The following is a 15,417-nucleotide window of genomic DNA, read 5'->3' on the forward strand; positions in this document are numbered from 1 at the left end:
TAAGTCGATAAACAAGTGCTATATTATTTGAAGTTTAATATAATCAAAAAGCTAGATATTTTTTCCTGGTATAAATCCAGAAAAATATCTAGCTTTTTTTATGTTTTATTCTGTAACCAAATTGGAGAAAGAACCAATTTCATAAGCGTCTTTACTTTTACATCGTTTCAAATTTTTCTTTAATAGTTTCAGCCGAATTTTTGAATTTAGCTTTTTCTTTGTCAGTGAGTTTTATCTCATTGACGAATTCGACACCATTTTTACCGATGACTGCTGGTTGACCAATGTATGTATCGAATTCCTTATTGTAACAAGAAACTGGACATTCGAATTGTGCGTCGGAAAACACCGCTTGTGCTAATTTGACAGCACAAGTAGCGATGCCAAAGCTAGTATAACCTTTACCTTGATATACTGCTAAACCAGCTTTTCTGATTTTTTCTTCAAGTTCATCATAATTGAGTGCTTTACCTTGTTGTTTAGCGAATTCGTCTAAGGGATGATTATTTACTCGCACTCCTGACCATGCGACGAATTGAGAATCTCCGTGTTCACCAAGTGTATAGCCAGTAACATTCTTTGAGTTGGTACCAAATTGTTCTGAAACAACACGTTGCATTCTGGCAGTGTCTAGAAAAGTACCTGTACCCATAACTTGAGTAATTGTTAGATCCGCTGACTTTTGGAGATATTGAGTAATGGCATCACAAGGGTTAGTTGTGTCGATTAAAACACCGTTGAAGCCTGATGCTTTTATTTTAGGAGCAACTTCCTTAATCATAGCCTTTGTATATTCGAATTCTGCCCAACGATTACCAGTTTCTTTAGCAGCATCAATTTTTCCAGCTGTTAGGAACAGTATATCGACATCCTTCAACTCGGAGTAATCCTGAATTTTAATAATAGTACTGGTATCAAGACGAGCTTGTGCATCTTGTAAATCCAATTGTTCAGAAATTACTTTCTTTTCATTTTTATCAATTAATATCAATTCATCAGCTATTCCTTTAGTTACCAGTGTATATGCGATGGTAACACCTACATGCCCGATTCCAATAATTCCAATTTTTCTCATATTTTTAATTCCCTTTTTAATGTTGTGTTGTTGATACAAATTTCATCATTACGCTTTGTTCCACTTTCTGATTAAACGAGTTACACAAAGCAACTTCCGAGCATTGTTCCACTCTCTGATTAATCTACAACCTGAATCCAACCTTCGGGTGCTTCAACAGTACCAAATTGAATGCCTGTCAATTCGTCGTAAAGTTTCTTTGTGACAGGGCCTACTTCAGTTTCACCGTAGAAAACATGTAGTTTTCCATTGTGTTCTAGTCCGCCTATTGGGGAAATAACAGCAGCGGTACCACATGCTCCAGCTTCTTTGAAGCGGTCTAGCTGATCGATATAGACATCTCCTTCTTCTGTTCCGAGGCCTAGACGATGTTCTGCTAACCATAATAGTGAATATTTTGTAATGGATGGCAAAATTGATGGTGATTTAGGAGTGACAAATACATTATCTTTTGTAATACCAAAGAAATTGGCTGAGCCAACTTCTTCGATTTTTTGGTGATTGACCGGATCTAGGTAGACACAGTCGGCGAAGCCATCCTTATGTGCATTATCACCGGGTAATAGTGATGCGGCATAATTACCACCAACTTTTGATTGTCCAGTTCCTTTATGTGCTGCACGATCATATTGTGATGTGGTGAAGTTAACAGGGGTCATGCCACCTTTGAAGTAACTTCCCACGGGCATAGCAAAGACAGTGAAGATATATTCAGGTGCAGCATGTACACCGATTGTTGCTCCTGATCCGATTAGTAGTGGACGAATGTATAAGGTTCCGCCGGTTCCATATGGTGGGACAAAATCAGCGTTAGCCTTGACCACTTGCTTAACAGCATCAACGAACTTATCTTCAGGAAAAACAGGCATTAATAGTCTTTCAGCTGAATTTTTTAGGCGTGCTGCGTTACGATCGGGTCTAAATAATTGAATTTTATTGTCGGGAGTACGGTAAGCTTTCATTCCTTCAAAGGCACCTTGACCATAATGTAGGACAACTGCTGCTTCACTTAGCGGAAGGGTACTGTTCTCAGTAAGACCACCGTCTTGCCAAGCACCATCTTTCCAATGTGCAGTATATCGGTAAGGTAAATCCATATATTCAAATCCTAAATTATTCCAGTCTAGTTTGGATGCATCTGCTTTTGCCATAAAAATTGCTCCTTTATTAAAAATAGTAAATTTCAAGTTAATTTGTATATTAGTGCTTATTGTAGGGTTAAGTCAACCTTAAATGAGGAACAGATTAGAAAATGTGTAATTTTTATTATAGATTGTCTAATTCATTATTCACTTAAATAAATATTAAATTATTATTGACAGCGTTAACAATAATGGACTACATTATAGGTGTGATAGACGTATTAAGACGTATTAAAAAGTAGGAGGACTGTTTTATGAACATTGATGATTTTGGAAAAGATATTATTAATAAAACCGAAGGAAAAGTAGATAGTATTTACTTCGTTGCTTGTGGGGGTTCATTGGTCGATATGTACGTTTCTAAGTACTTTTTAGATGCTGAATCTGCCAAGATTACAACGGGTTTATATCCTGCTAATGAATTTGTTCATGTTGTTCCTAAAAAATTAAGTAAAAAATCAATTGTTTTTGTTTGCTCGCATAGCGGTAGTACTCCAGAAAGTGTTAATGCTGCAAAGGTAGCACAGGGACATGGTGCATTTACAGTGGGTCTGACATACAATTCTAAGGCAGATTTATTGAAGTATTCAAATGAAAAAATTGTTTATGAGTGGGGAAATGAAGAAGAAGTCGTAAACAATCCTATGGCAATTATGCTACGTTTAACAGCAATGATCCTTAATAAGGTTGAGGGATATAGCGGTTTAAGTGAAATGGAAAAAGGATTTGATTTGATAGATACTGTTGTCTCAAGAGCCATTGATCAAGTTCATGAACGTACTATTAATTTTGCTAATAAATATAAAGATGAAAAAATGTTCTATATTCTTGGAAGTGGACCATCATTTGGACATGCCTATGGATTTGCAATTTGTTCGTTAATGGAAATGCAATGGTTAAATGCATCTGCAATTCATTCTGGTGAGTACTTCCATGGACCATTTGAAGTTACAGACAAGGATGTTCCATACATTGTATTAGAGAGTCAAGGTAGAACTCGTCCACTGGATGAGCGTGCATTAAAGTTTTTAAATAAGTATGCTGAAAAGGTTGAAGTTGTAGATGCCAAAGAACTTGGACTTGATGTAATAGATGATTCAGTATCAGAATACTTTAGTCCAGTATTGTTCTATACTATTTTGAGTGAGTATAGAAAACAATTATCAATAGTTCGCCAACATCCTCTAGATGTCAGAAGATACATGGGAAAGGTGGATTATTAGTTTAAATTAGGAGATAAAAAGATGGTTCAACCTTTATATATTCAAATCATGCAAGATATTCAGCGAAAGATAATTGGTGGAGATTTTAAAGTAGATGAGCAGATTCCAAGTGAACAAGAATTACTATCTGAATATGGGGTCAGTCGTGTAACTTTACGAAAATCAATAGATGGATTAGTTATGGACGGATATCTTGAAAGAATTCAGGGAAAAGGTACTTTCGTGAAGAAACGACGAAAATTGAATAGATTGGTTGAATCGAAACGCGTCGAAGGGTTCTCAGATGTTGCTAAAAAGGGTGGCTTTGTACCTAGTACTAAGGTTATCGAGGCAACAACGATATCGTCCAATGAAAAGTTATCAGAAAAATTAGGATTGTCAGATGAGGAAACGAAAGTTGTTTATATAAAAAGAATACGTCTTGCTGATAATGTACCCATAATGATAGAAAATAATTATTTTAGTTTTGATAAATATTCAGGTCTTTTGGAAGATAATTTAGAACTTCCCTTGTATGAAATTTTAAAAAATAAATATCATGAAGAGAATTTTGATTCTCCCGATTCAACACTTGGGGTAACTTTGGCAAATACAGAACAATCTAAATATTTAGATTGTTCCGTTGGCTTTCCACTATTTGAATTAAAAACATTAATTACTAATAAAAAAGGTGTTCCTATTCATTATGGTGAACATTATATTGTGTCAGACCGTTATCAATTTAAGATTTAAAGAAAGGATGCTTGAAAAATGATTCTAAATTTAAGAGTTGATCATAGATTATTACATGGTCAAGTTGCATTTTCATGGGTAGGCTTTTTGGGTGCAAATTGTATATTGATTGCAAATGATGATGTGGTTACGAATAGTTTACGTAAATCTACAATGAAAATGGCAAAACCCAATGGTGTTAAATTAGTTATGAAAAATATTACTGATAGCATTGATGCATTAAACAACGGTGTTACGGATAAATATAAACTATTCATTGTTGTTGAAAATATTAATGATGCATACAAACTGATTACAGGAACTAATGATTTGATACATATGCTAAATTTAGGCGGAACAGATAAAAATGATAACAGTGAAGAGCTTTCTGCTGCTGTATTTGTAGATGACAACGATAAAGCTCAGCTAAAAGAACTTCAAAAGAATGGCGTGGATGTTTCTATTCAACAAGTTCCATCTGAAGCTAAAAAGGAAGTTAGCTTGTAAAGGGGATGAGAATGTATGATATTCAAAACTTTGCTTATAGGTGTGGTCGCATTTATTGGCTACGGTGAGTATTTTTTGACTGGTCGTGGCCAGGTTTCTCGTCCTATTGTTATGGGTCCCTTAACGGGACTTGTATTAGGAGATTTAAAAACAGGTATTATAATTGGTGCAAGTTTGGAATTAGCATATATTGGTGTTCAAGAAGTGGGTGCATCCGTACCTCAAGATATGGTTTCCTCTGGAGTTTTAGGAACTGTTTTTGCAATTAGTACTGGAAAAGGTATTTCAGCTGCTTTGACATTTGGATTACCAATTTCAATGTTGATACTTATTGTACAAAATTTGGCTTATGTATTTATCTGTCCATTGTATGTAGCAAAATGTGATAAATATGCAAAAAATGGAGAGCCCGATAAATTAAGTCGGATGTCCTTCTGGGGAGGTACGATTGTCAATTTTGTTCCCTCAATTATTCTAATTATGCTGGCATATTATTTTGGTAATGGATTTTCAAAAACAATCGTCGCAATGATTCCGCAATTTGTACAAGATGGATTAGTTGTAGCTAGTGGATTATTACCTGCTTTTGGTTTTGCAATGTTGTTGCAAGCAATATTGAGAAAAGAAATTGTACCATACTTCATTATTGGATTTTTGATTACAAGTTATCTCAAAGTTCCAATTATTGGAGTTTCTCTATTCGGTCTTGCAGTAATTTTAATAATGTATTATCAAGAAAAAAAGAATGCATTAAATATAGCTGAACAGGAGGATGACGATGACTTCTAATACTACAGATACAAATATGAAAAAAGTGTTAAATCAAACCTTCTGGCGTACTTTTACTATGGGATCTTCGTGGGAATACACTAAACAAATGGCTACAGGATATTGTTATGCTATGGTTCCTGCTTTAAAGAAAATTTATCATAATAATAGCAAAGGCATGTCACAAGCTATGCAACGCCATATGGAATTCTTTAATATCACTAATGTTTTTGCACCATTAGTTCTAGGTACATCCATTGCTATGGAACAAAAGAATGCTCAATCAAAAGATTTTGATACAAGTCTTATTAACAATATCAAGGTTAGTTTGATGGGTCCTTTATCAGCCATTGGTGATTCCTTGATAATGTCTACATTCAGAATCATAGCTACCGGTATTGCTATTTCATTTGCTATGCAAGGCAATGTATTAGGGCCAATTTTATTTTTGGCTATTTATAATATTCCATGTACGATCTTAAGGTATTATGGATTAAAGCTAGGTTATGAAAAAGGGACAGATTTATTAGAGAATATTAGTGACAGTAATTTGATACAAAATATTTCTGAGAAAGCATCAATACTGGGAATGTTCGTTATTGGATCAATGACTGCTAGTCTTGTTGTGTTAAATTCTCCAGTTAAGTTTGGTGTAGGAAAGTCGGCTGTAAAGTTGACTTCTATATTTAATCAAATTTTACCTAATTCACTTCCATTATTATTTACTATATTTATCTATTGGTTATTAAAGAAGCATGTTAAGATTGGTTATATTTTATTAATAATAATAGGATTTAGTATTTTAGGAACTGGTTTTAAGTTTTTAAGTGCATAAAAAAAGATTGAGAAAATTATTTTTTCTCAATCTTTTTTGTACTATTTCTAAATACTAACTTTGTGGATAATTCTAGCTTGTAAGGAACGTGATGATTATTTGTTAACAGATCGTATAACAATTGAACGGCAGCTGCTCCCATTTGTACCGTTGCAACTGAGACTGAGCTTAGTTCAGGATTAACATATCTAGCAACTGAAGTGTTGTTATAGCTAAATATTTGAACGTCGCTTGGAACTGAAATATTAGCCTCTTGCAATGCTTGCAGTGCACCGGCTGACATTGGATCATTAGTTATAAAGAAAGCATTAGGAAGCCTGTCCAGTTTCTTTAGAGCAAGTTTCATTTGCTTGTAACCAGATTTCTTTGTGAAATCTCCTTTAAAGACGTATTTTTCCTGAAACAATCCCTTTTGTGTTAAGTAATTTTTATAACAGTCAAAACGTTTATCGGAAACTTTTCTTATACCATCAGTGGATTTTTCATCACCATAAATGATCCCAATATCTTTTATCTTTTGATCCAAGAAGAAGTCCAACAAATGTTGTACACCGTATTGGAAGTCGGTTAAGACGGTATCGAATCCATTTTCAAATTGATCATCGTCAATGAATACGATATTTTTTGAGTACTTTTTCATATTATCAACTTGTTGAAAACTAAACTTTCCAATTGCGATTATTCCGTCAATATCATTTTCAATTGAACTAAAGTCATTATTAAAAACACGAGTAATATCAAAATTGAATTTTTGAATATGTTTTTCAATACCTTCACGTATCATCATGTAGTAGATATCGTCATGTTCTTGCGATTCTGAGTACCACTGAACTAATGCGACACGGATTTGATTTTTACGGCTAGTTTTTGAATAATTCAAATCTTCAGCTATTTTGATTATTTTTGAACGAGTTTCATCGGTGACAGAAAGTGTCAAATCGTTGTTGAGAACTCTGGAAACCGTTGCGGGTGAAACAGAGGCCTTTTTTGCTATGTCTCTAATTGTAGCCATTAGTTTACCTCATTTAGACTATTTATAAATTTGTCGAATGCTTGCTTACCTTGTTCGTTCCACTTGTATACTCCGGCGTTTTCTAGAACATGTGAAAAGACAATACCAGCTTCTTGATCAACTATTTTTTCAACATTATCATTTGTAAATTGATACTTGGAACGTAGTTCGTTTGCCCAGTCTTTATGGTATTCCGCAATGTTGTTAGGTTGATTTAATAGGTACTTTTCCACTTCACCAAGTTCAGATTTTAATCTTGCAGGTAAAATGGCTCTACCCATGACTTCAATCAAACCAATATTTTCTTTTTTTATATGTTGGAATTGTTTATGTGGATGGAAGATACCATCTGGAAATTCTTTGGAAGTCTGATTATCTCGAAGAACGATGTCCATTACATAATTATTGTTTTGACGATAGGCAATAGGTGTGACGGTATGATGTCTGACACCGTTAGTATAAGCACGTATGTCAACATTTTCGTCAGAATAAGACATCCAATGATTGTGTATTAAGGATGTGGCTTCAACTAATTTTTCAGGATCATCACTAGAAAGCCTAATGTCTGATAGTGGCCATTTAACTATTCCTGCAGACACATCATCAATTGGCAGATTAATTTTTTTAACTATTTTAGCTTTCATCATTGGGAATGTATGACGTCCGCCTTGATAATGATCATGAGATAACATTGATCCGCCAACGATTGGCAAATCTGCGTTACTTCCCACGAAATATTGTGGAAACTCTCTGACGATTTCTAACAAGTTATTGAAGGTATGCTTATTGATAACCATTGGTCGGTGAATATGTGATAGAAAGATCGCATGTTCAGTGAAATAGGCATAAGGAGAGTACTGGAATCCCCAAGTTTCTCCGCCTAACATGAAGCGTATAATTCGATGATTACTTCTAGCAGGATATCCAAGTCTTCCTAAATATCCTTCATTTTCCATGCATAACTGACATTTAGGATAACCAGTTTGTGTTTGTTTACCCGCTGCTGCAATAGCTTTTGGATCCTTTTCAGGTTTAGAAAGATTGATTGTTATTTCTAAGTCGCCATATTCAGTAGGTGTTTTGTAAGAAATATTTTTGGCAATGGCCTTTGTTTTTATATAATCATTTTTTTGACTCAATTGATAAAAATAATCAGTTGCTGCTTCAGGACTTTCTTGATATAGGTTCCAGAATTTTTGATTAATGAACGATGGAGTAGGGGTATACAAATCCATTAATTGATCGCTTAATATTTCTTTATCAGTCTGATTGTTCTCAATCTTTTTATTTTGAATTGCAGTTTGAATTAAGGCATCTCTGGTTGCTAACAAGTTCTTACCATTCAGGTCACACTTATCACCAACTAGCGCTCTGACACGATTTATTAAGTATATTCGATCTAACTCTTGATAGTTATTGTCTGAATTAATAATTGCATCGACAAACTTATCGATTGCATTCATGTTATTTTGCCACCTTTAATAATTCTTTTGGTCCATCTGATATTTCAGCTATGTAGAAGTCAGCATCATAACCAACGATGTTTCTATAAGTTTCACCGACATTTTGTTTGAAATCTTCAACTTGGTTTTTTTCTACTATTGCAATTGCACATCCGCCAAATCCGGCACCAGTCATGCGAGCACCAAGAACTCCTGGTTGTCTCCAAGCTGATTCTACTAACGTATCAAGTTCCATACCAGTAACTTCATAATCGTAATGTAGTGATATGTGAGAGGCGTTGATCAATTTACCAAATCCGACTAAATCGTTTTGCTTTAATTTTTTGATGGCCTTTAATGTACGCTGATTTTCAAAAACAGCGTGACGAGCACGACGAATCAATGTGTCATCGTTGATCAAATATGAATTTTGATCGAATTCATCAATTGTTAAATCTCCAAGTGACTTTATATCCAATTTTGTTTGTAATCTTTCTAATGCTTTTTCACATTCACTACGGCGTTCATTGTATTTTGAGTCAGCTAATTCACGACGTTTATTAGTATTCATAATTACGATTACGTGGTTTTCCAATTGAACAGGGGCGTATTGATAATCCATCGTATTCGTATCTAGTAATATAGCTTGATCTTTTTTGCCCATTCCAACAGCAAATTGATCCATGATACCAGAATTAACGCCGATATAGTTATTCTCGTCTTCTTGCCCCATCTTAACTAAGTCTATTTGATCGATGCCAAAATCAAATACAGTATTAAGGATAGTACCCATTAATAATTCGATAGATGCGGATGAAGATAGTCCAGCTCCATCTGGTAAGTTACCGTTGATGAAGAGGTTAAATCCGTGATCAAATTTGTATCCGTGTTTAACTAGGTAATACATGATGCCACGTGGATAGTTCGCCCAATTGTCTTTTTTGTTGAATTCTAATTCATTAGTCTGAAAACTAATTATGCCTTGATCAGGAAAGTTAGCTGAATACATTTGAACTGTATTGTCATCACGGCTACCAAAAGCTGCATATGTTCCCAAACTGATTGCACAAGGGAAGACGTTTCCGCCATTATAATCAGTGTGTTCACCGATTAAGTTGATTCTACCGGGTGAGAAAAATAATCGCTCGGCATTGTTATTAAATATGTTCTTATAATCTGATAAAAGTTTATCTGTATTCATAATTTTTTCTCCATATTTAGTAAAAGTTTACTACTTCATAATAAGCTATATCGTCAGTTTAAACAAGTTATATCAAGTAAACATCTAGTAAACAAATATTGCTAGTGAGGTAACAATTCATTTCATAATAGAAATATATGACAATTATGTTATGATTTAAGCAATACTTTCATATATTTTGAATGAAAAAAGAGGACGAATTATGCCAACGGCAATTGTGACGGATACGGCTTCATATTTAACACCTGAACAAATCAAAGAGTTTAATATTGTGGTACTACCTATCACCGTTATTTTGGGGAATAAACAATACAAAGAGACAGAAGAACTGGGGCTTGATAAGTTCTATGATTATTTAAAAAATGGTGATGAATTACCCACAACAGCACAAGTATCTATGGGACAAATTGAGGAAGCTTATGATAACTTGGTTGATAAGGGATATGACAAGATAATATCTATTCATTTATCTAGTGGTATTACTTCATTTATGGATAATTTAAGAATGTTCTGTAAATCTTATGATAAGGCTGAAACTTTTCCATTTGATTCTTTAGTTGCGAGTGCAGGTGAAGCAAATCTAGTTTTATTAGCTGGTAAATTAGTTAAAGAGGGGCAAGATCCTGAAGAAATCATGCCTAAATTACTTAAGCTACGTGAAACAATGGAGGTTCGTTTTGCTGTTGATGACCTGAAACATCTAATGCGTACGGGTCGTTTAAGCAACCGTTCAGCAGTGATTGGTAATCTACTTAACATCAAGCCAATGCTTACTTTTGATGAAGAGGGTAAGATTATTGCAATCGGTAAAGAACGCACTATGAAGAGAGTTTTCAAGCTGATGTGTGAAAAGATTCAAGAAACATTAGATACCGTTGATTACAAAGTACACGCAACTGTTATTGACGCTAATAATCAAGAATTATCTGATGCGTGGACAAAAGAGTTACATGAGAAGTTTCCACAGCTACGTATAACACAGAGTTCATTGGGGCCAGCTATTAGTGTTCATAATGGTGAAAAAACCATGGGAATCATTTGGCAAGAGGATTGGCAAACAATTGAATAAAGACAAAAAAAGACGACTAATAAGCCGTCTTTTTTAGTTGGCATTTTTGGAAACTAGCCAGTGTGTCATTATTAAACAAACAATAATCATTCCCAGTGAAACCACAAAACCTACTTTGATTCCAACTAGTTCGCTGATTAAGTAATTATTAGGATTTGCACGGGTAAACATGCTGATGATTCCAACCAGTAGAGCTGTACCAAATGATGCCGCAACTTGCCTTAGTGTGTTATAAGTTGCTACACCATCAGGTAATACTTCGTGTGGAATAGATGATAATGCCTGAGTTTGAATTGGTATCAATACTTGGCACAACCCCATTTGCCTAATTGTTTGACCCAGCGTTACGACGAGGATTGAAGTTGATAGTGTAGTGAAGGATTGTAATCCTGTACCGAGACAGTCGACAATTAAACCTGATATGACTAGTCTTTTAACTCCAAACTTGTCATATAATCGTCCACTTATGGGCGACATGATTGCCGTGAAGGTAGCTCCGGGTAGGACAACTAGACCAGATTGCAGAGCACTGTAATGCATAACGTTTTGTACCAGTATAGGGATAATAATTGAATTACTGTACATCGTAACCATTAAAATCATATTTATGACAACAGCAACATTATATTGTCTGTAATTAAAAATCTTTAGATTAATGAATGGGGATTCAGAATGCTTCTGAGTTAAGACAAATAAAATTAATATAATAAGTCCAATTACAGTAGATCCACCTATACTAAAGGTGAATAAATCAGTCGTTCCAATGTTTGATAGACCGTAAAGTAAAAATAATAGTCCTAAACTAGAAAGTATTAAACCTGTGGTATTGAATTTTAATTTAGTTTCTTTGTGGCTATTTTCAAGAAATATAAATGACAAAACTATATTAATGGCCGTGAAGGCGATGACTAGTATGAATAAATATCGCCAAGATAATACTGATAAGACGAATCCTGATAAGGTCGGTCCTACAACTGGCGCAAAGTTAAATGCAAGTCCAATTATTCCCATTATTTTTCCTTGATTTTGCCGATCAGCGGAATTCATTGCCATTACATTAACAAGTGGCATCATTACTCCAGCACCAATGGCTTGAATCATTCGACCAGTTATTAAAAAGATGTATTGTTGCGACAAGGCGCCGAAGATAGTTCCTAATAAGAATATTGTTGAAAAAAAGATGTATAAATTCTTAAATGAAAATTTCTTGAGTAGGAAGGCGCTAGTTGGAATCATAATGGCATTTACTAGGATATAGCCGTTAGTTAACCATTGACCCATAGAAGTAGTTATAGAAAATGTCTTCATGATTGATGGCAGAGCAGTACTCATAAGTGTGGAACTTAGGATTCCGAAGAAACTTCCGATTGTAACTATCGCTAATGATAATTTAGGTTTTTTGTTCATTAAATTTGCACTTCCTATATAATTGCTAAAAACACGACTTTTTCTATCATCGAATTAATGAAGTTTTTTGTCAAATCAATTGTGAATTGACATTGCTAGAAGATAGATTACTATTAGAAATATCGAGTTTTATGACATGGGGGAGAAGCAGAGTATGTTTAATGTGTTTGTAAGGAAAGCTCATAGTAAAGACTTGGAGCAAATTATTAAAGTGATTAATGATGCTAAAAATCTAATCAAGGGTACTGGTAGTCCTCAGTGGCAAGATGGTGAACCTAGCCGTGCAGTTCTTGAAGAGGATTTGAAGCAGGGACGTGGTTATGTCCTAATGGTTAATGGTGATTTAGTGGGATATACTTGTTTAATGCAATCTGATGATCCTCATTACGCTGTGATTCAAGATGGAAGTTGGAATAACACGACCGATAAGTATGCGACATTACACCGAGTTGCTATCGGTGATGGTTATCGTGATAAGCATCTTAGTGATTTCTTGATTTCCAATATGTTCACTATTGGTTATGGTTTGGGGTTTAGGAACTTCCGTATAGATACCCATGAAATGAATAAGGGGATGCAATATATCTCTGAAAAATTTGGTTTCAAATATCGTGGCATTATTTATGTGGGACCAAAGGAAGATGATCGTCGTTTAGCTTATGAATTGAATATGTAAAAAAAGATACCTCTCCGTTGCGAGAGGTATCTTTTTAAATGGAATCAGTAAGATCCCATGTTACATCATATTTGTAAGTTCCAGCTTTAGCTTCAGAATTAGTTTGTAATAGTATACCGTCATTATCATTCCAAGTGTTCGCTACTTGGTAAGTTGTTCCATCGCTAATGAAGTTGGAGGGAAAGTCGGATTTGTCGGCAATTTGTATTACTGAACCATTGAGGATTGATTTACTGATCCCATTATCGTCCACATATAGTAAGTCACCATCAAGCTTTGAACTGCTAGGATCTTGAATGGCGGTGGCTGTTAGTTTCCAGTTAGTGGTATTTTGATTATCCACAACGTTTACTTTCCAATTACCATTTCGCTTAACAATTCGTTTTTCACCACTTTGGTTAATTGTTTTAAATGACATATCTGTTCCAGCATCGATTAAGATGGGTGCTTTTGTAGGTTTGTTAATATTATAAGTAACTGAACTAGATCTATTACCATCGGTATCAGTTACATAGACGGTTAATGTATTGTCGCCGTCATTTAAATCATTTCTATTAACTTTGATAGAAAGTTTGCCATCATTACCACTTGATAGAGTTTGGGTCTTTTCTGAATTGTCATTTAATTTGTAATGTGCAGTTATTTTTGAATTATCTAGAGGGATACTTGTATCTATATAAGAAATAGTTGAGTTGGCGTCAATGCTAGTCTTTGAACCGATGTCCAATGTTGTTGTATCTGGTGTTAGATTCATAGTCGTAGCTTTAATAGTAAATCCCTGTAAGTCTATATTCTTAATCAAGTTTGAGCCTTCGAAGTCTGCTGTTGTTGAATTAATTTTGTCATCTTTACTTGGTGTACTTGAATTTGCTACACCGTTGATAGTAATTGTCGCACTTCCAGGTTCATTTGTTTTTAACAAATCCTGCATAGGTTTAGTGAAAGTGCCACTTGATAGTTCGCTGTCATCGATGTTAACCGTATCTCCATTGTTATAAACAATTTTTCCGCCAGTGTAGTTAACGTCTTTAGGCAAGTTGATTGTGGCATTTATATCTTTCCAATCTAATTCACCACTATCACGTTTGACGTTATAAACAAGTTTTAAATTGTCGCCGTTATATACAGTGTCATCAGATGAGGATAATTCTTTATCAGCTTGTGATTCATCGTAGATACTTGCATCAGCTGAACCTTCAACTAGAGAAGGGATGGATTCAAATTTGACCATGTTTCTAGCAACGTTATCACCTGTGCTACCAGTAAACCCCCAAAGAACCTTTCCATCGCTTTTAGAGAATTGTTGATGGGAGTTTTTGTAAAATTCATCGGTATCAATAGGAATATTTGAGCCAGAAACCGGTTCTTTAACATCCGTAATACTTTTATCAGCTGACAAAACCTTATCATCGAATACATATGATAAAAGCCCGTCACTATTTCCAGTTTCTGGAGGTCGGTATGAAAATGTTAAGTGATGCCACATACCATTACTTAATTTTAGCCCTTTGCTACTATTTTCAGGAGTCGTTTTTAGTCCCGAATGTTTCATCGTGTACCAGTATGTTTGGACTCTTTTTGTGTAAGAACCTATAGGGAGTTGGACGGTGGTGGTAGCAGTACTATCTGAATGTTGTTCGTATGTAGTCGGCTCAGCAGGATAGTTGTAAGCGATGTGGCTGTCGCTACTACTGACATTGTTGAGTAGACTGTCAAAACTAGAGTTACCAGAAAAATTATATATGCCGTCTATTGAACCATTTTTAAACATACTAGCTCCGCTGTTGAGAGGATTTTTGTAAGTATCAAATTCTAGCGCCCAACTGTTTTGTATTGCTTTAGAGGCGACACCAATAGTAGAGGAACTATTAGTATAATCGTCATCAGTACCCCAAACCCCCATTGTTTGGCCACTTCCTACTTTTCCGTCTTTTGTTAGTGATGAAGCATTTAATCCATAGTTCTGTAAAACGAAAGCTAAACCATCACCAGGATTGTCTTGATCTCCCAGATATATCCACATAGACAATGTTTGTTTTTCATTTAAATTAAAGTAATTTAGTTTCTCTGGATTAGACCACACGAATCCCTTCTTATTGTTTACAGGACCTGTTATTTGAATTGCATTGCCATTACTAGTGGCATAATTTGGATTTGCGTCATTTCCAGAAACTGTTCCATTCGCAAAGTAGTCGGAAAATTTTAGTCCTGTTGGAAAAATTGTAGGTTGGTCATATGGAATAGATGCTCCTACATTTTGATTTTTAATAAAAATAGAACAAATTGAAACCATAATTGAGATAAACAAGATATATCTCAACTTATTATTTTTTCTCCTCATTTGTAATC

14 protein-coding genes are annotated in these 15,417 nt (G+C 34.8%); 7 read left to right on the forward strand and 7 right to left on the reverse strand.

Annotation, left to right across the window (positions count from 1 at the left end; translation table 11 throughout):
- Window positions 1-157: 157 nt before the first annotated feature.
- Together EKM79_RS07915 and EKM79_RS07920 are read right to left on the reverse strand one after the other, a co-directional pair.
- On the reverse strand, window positions 158-1,075 hold the full coding sequence (locus EKM79_RS07915; protein WP_125567631.1) for an L-lactate dehydrogenase: 918 nt from the start codon (window positions 1,073-1,075) through the stop codon (window positions 158-160).
- A 119-nt stretch (window positions 1,076-1,194) separates the two neighbouring features.
- Complete coding sequence (locus EKM79_RS07920) at window positions 1,195-2,226, reverse strand: branched-chain amino acid aminotransferase (protein ID WP_125567633.1); 1,032 nt, start codon at window positions 2,224-2,226, stop codon at window positions 1,195-1,197.
- A gap of 245 nt (window positions 2,227-2,471) precedes the next feature.
- On the opposite strand from EKM79_RS07920, the gene EKM79_RS07925 reads away from it, so the two are divergent.
- Genes EKM79_RS07925 through EKM79_RS07945 form a run of 5 tightly spaced genes read left to right on the forward strand, consistent with a single transcriptional unit; the run spans window position 2,472 to window position 6,261 of the window.
- Window positions 2,472-3,440, forward strand: coding sequence for an SIS domain-containing protein (locus EKM79_RS07925; protein WP_125567635.1), 969 nt, complete (start codon window positions 2,472-2,474; stop codon window positions 3,438-3,440).
- Window positions 3,441-3,461: 21 nt separating this feature from the next.
- The gene (locus tag EKM79_RS07930; RefSeq protein WP_125567637.1) at window positions 3,462-4,172 is read left to right on the forward strand and encodes a GntR family transcriptional regulator; all 711 of its coding nucleotides are present in this window, start codon (window positions 3,462-3,464) and stop codon (window positions 4,170-4,172) included.
- Between the two features lie 18 nt (window positions 4,173-4,190).
- Window positions 4,191-4,658 (forward strand): PTS sugar transporter subunit IIB, encoded by a 468-nt coding sequence (locus tag EKM79_RS07935; protein ID WP_125567639.1) that lies wholly within the window; start codon window positions 4,191-4,193, stop codon window positions 4,656-4,658.
- A gap of 15 nt (window positions 4,659-4,673) precedes the next feature.
- Window positions 4,674-5,447, forward strand: coding sequence for a PTS mannose/fructose/sorbose/N-acetylgalactosamine transporter subunit IIC (locus EKM79_RS07940; RefSeq protein WP_125567641.1), 774 nt, complete (start codon window positions 4,674-4,676; stop codon window positions 5,445-5,447).
- On the forward strand, window positions 5,437-6,261 hold the full coding sequence (locus EKM79_RS07945) for a PTS system mannose/fructose/sorbose family transporter subunit IID (protein ID WP_125567643.1): 825 nt from the start codon (window positions 5,437-5,439) through the stop codon (window positions 6,259-6,261). Before EKM79_RS07940 ends, EKM79_RS07945 begins: the two co-directional genes overlap by 11 nt.
- Before the next feature lie 16 nt (window positions 6,262-6,277).
- Here the strand turns inward: EKM79_RS07945 and EKM79_RS07950 are convergent, their stop codons facing one another.
- From EKM79_RS07950 to EKM79_RS07960, 3 genes are read right to left on the reverse strand one after another with little or no spacing between them, the layout of a single operon-like run.
- Entirely contained in the window at window positions 6,278-7,273 is a 996-nt protein-coding gene (locus EKM79_RS07950) for a LacI family DNA-binding transcriptional regulator (protein ID WP_125567645.1), read from the reverse strand.
- Window positions 7,273-8,736, reverse strand: coding sequence for a UDP-glucose--hexose-1-phosphate uridylyltransferase (locus tag EKM79_RS07955; RefSeq protein WP_125567647.1), 1,464 nt, complete (start codon window positions 8,734-8,736; stop codon window positions 7,273-7,275). Before EKM79_RS07955 ends, EKM79_RS07950 begins: the two co-directional genes overlap by 1 nt.
- 1 nt (window position 8,737) lies before the next feature.
- Window positions 8,738-9,916 (reverse strand): galactokinase, encoded by a 1,179-nt coding sequence (locus EKM79_RS07960; RefSeq protein ID WP_125567649.1) that lies wholly within the window; start codon window positions 9,914-9,916, stop codon window positions 8,738-8,740.
- A gap of 202 nt (window positions 9,917-10,118) precedes the next feature.
- On the opposite strand from EKM79_RS07960, the gene EKM79_RS07965 reads away from it, so the two are divergent.
- The gene (locus EKM79_RS07965; RefSeq protein ID WP_125567651.1) at window positions 10,119-10,985 is read left to right on the forward strand and encodes a DegV family protein; all 867 of its coding nucleotides are present in this window, start codon (window positions 10,119-10,121) and stop codon (window positions 10,983-10,985) included.
- 33 nt (window positions 10,986-11,018) lie between these two features.
- Here EKM79_RS07965 and EKM79_RS07970 read toward each other — a convergent pair whose 3' ends face one another.
- Window positions 11,019-12,392, reverse strand: a complete 1,374-nt coding sequence (locus tag EKM79_RS07970; RefSeq protein WP_125567653.1) for a DHA2 family efflux MFS transporter permease subunit — start codon at window positions 12,390-12,392, stop codon at window positions 11,019-11,021.
- 154 nt (window positions 12,393-12,546) lie between these two features.
- Here EKM79_RS07970 and EKM79_RS07975 point away from each other — a divergent pair, with 154 nt between their 5' ends.
- Entirely contained in the window at window positions 12,547-13,068 is a 522-nt protein-coding gene (locus tag EKM79_RS07975; RefSeq protein ID WP_125567655.1) for a GNAT family N-acetyltransferase, read from the forward strand.
- Window positions 13,069-13,102: 34 nt separating this feature from the next.
- Here EKM79_RS07975 and EKM79_RS07980 read toward each other — a convergent pair whose 3' ends face one another.
- On the reverse strand, window positions 13,103-15,409 hold the full coding sequence (locus EKM79_RS07980) for an L-type lectin family protein (protein WP_125567657.1): 2,307 nt from the start codon (window positions 15,407-15,409) through the stop codon (window positions 13,103-13,105).
- Between the last annotated feature and the right edge of the window lie 8 nt (window positions 15,410-15,417).

The sequence above is a fragment of the Companilactobacillus insicii genome, from assembly GCF_003946015.1.
In the GTDB taxonomy this organism is placed as follows: domain Bacteria; phylum Bacillota; class Bacilli; order Lactobacillales; family Lactobacillaceae; genus Companilactobacillus; species Companilactobacillus insicii.

What these genes read in the sequence shown, in the direction of transcription:
- EKM79_RS07970 (WP_125567653.1), bottom strand. Translation starts at nt 12,392, where the DNA reads ATGAACAAAAAACCTAAATTATCATTAGCGATAGTTACAATCGGAAGT.
- EKM79_RS07950 (WP_125567645.1), bottom strand. Translation starts at nt 7,273, where the DNA reads ATGGCTACAATTAGAGACATAGCAAAAAAGGCCTCTGTTTCACCCGCA.
- EKM79_RS07955 (WP_125567647.1), bottom strand. Translation starts at nt 8,736, where the DNA reads ATGAATGCAATCGATAAGTTTGTCGATGCAATTATTAATTCAGACAAT.
- EKM79_RS07920 (WP_125567633.1), bottom strand. Translation starts at nt 2,226, where the DNA reads ATGGCAAAAGCAGATGCATCCAAACTAGACTGGAATAATTTAGGATTT.
- EKM79_RS07980 (WP_125567657.1), bottom strand. Translation starts at nt 15,409, where the DNA reads ATGAGGAGAAAAAATAATAAGTTGAGATATATCTTGTTTATCTCAATT.
- EKM79_RS07975 (WP_125567655.1), top strand. Translation starts at nt 12,547, where the DNA reads ATGTTTAATGTGTTTGTAAGGAAAGCTCATAGTAAAGACTTGGAGCAA.
- EKM79_RS07935 (WP_125567639.1), top strand. Translation starts at nt 4,191, where the DNA reads ATGATTCTAAATTTAAGAGTTGATCATAGATTATTACATGGTCAAGTT.
- EKM79_RS07960 (WP_125567649.1), bottom strand. Translation starts at nt 9,916, where the DNA reads ATGAATACAGATAAACTTTTATCAGATTATAAGAACATATTTAATAAC.
- EKM79_RS07915 (WP_125567631.1), bottom strand. Translation starts at nt 1,075, where the DNA reads ATGAGAAAAATTGGAATTATTGGAATCGGGCATGTAGGTGTTACCATC.
- EKM79_RS07930 (WP_125567637.1), top strand. Translation starts at nt 3,462, where the DNA reads ATGGTTCAACCTTTATATATTCAAATCATGCAAGATATTCAGCGAAAG.
- EKM79_RS07965 (WP_125567651.1), top strand. Translation starts at nt 10,119, where the DNA reads ATGCCAACGGCAATTGTGACGGATACGGCTTCATATTTAACACCTGAA.
- EKM79_RS07925 (WP_125567635.1), top strand. Translation starts at nt 2,472, where the DNA reads ATGAACATTGATGATTTTGGAAAAGATATTATTAATAAAACCGAAGGA.
- EKM79_RS07940 (WP_125567641.1), top strand. Translation starts at nt 4,674, where the DNA reads ATGATATTCAAAACTTTGCTTATAGGTGTGGTCGCATTTATTGGCTAC.
- EKM79_RS07945 (WP_125567643.1), top strand. Translation starts at nt 5,437, where the DNA reads ATGACTTCTAATACTACAGATACAAATATGAAAAAAGTGTTAAATCAA.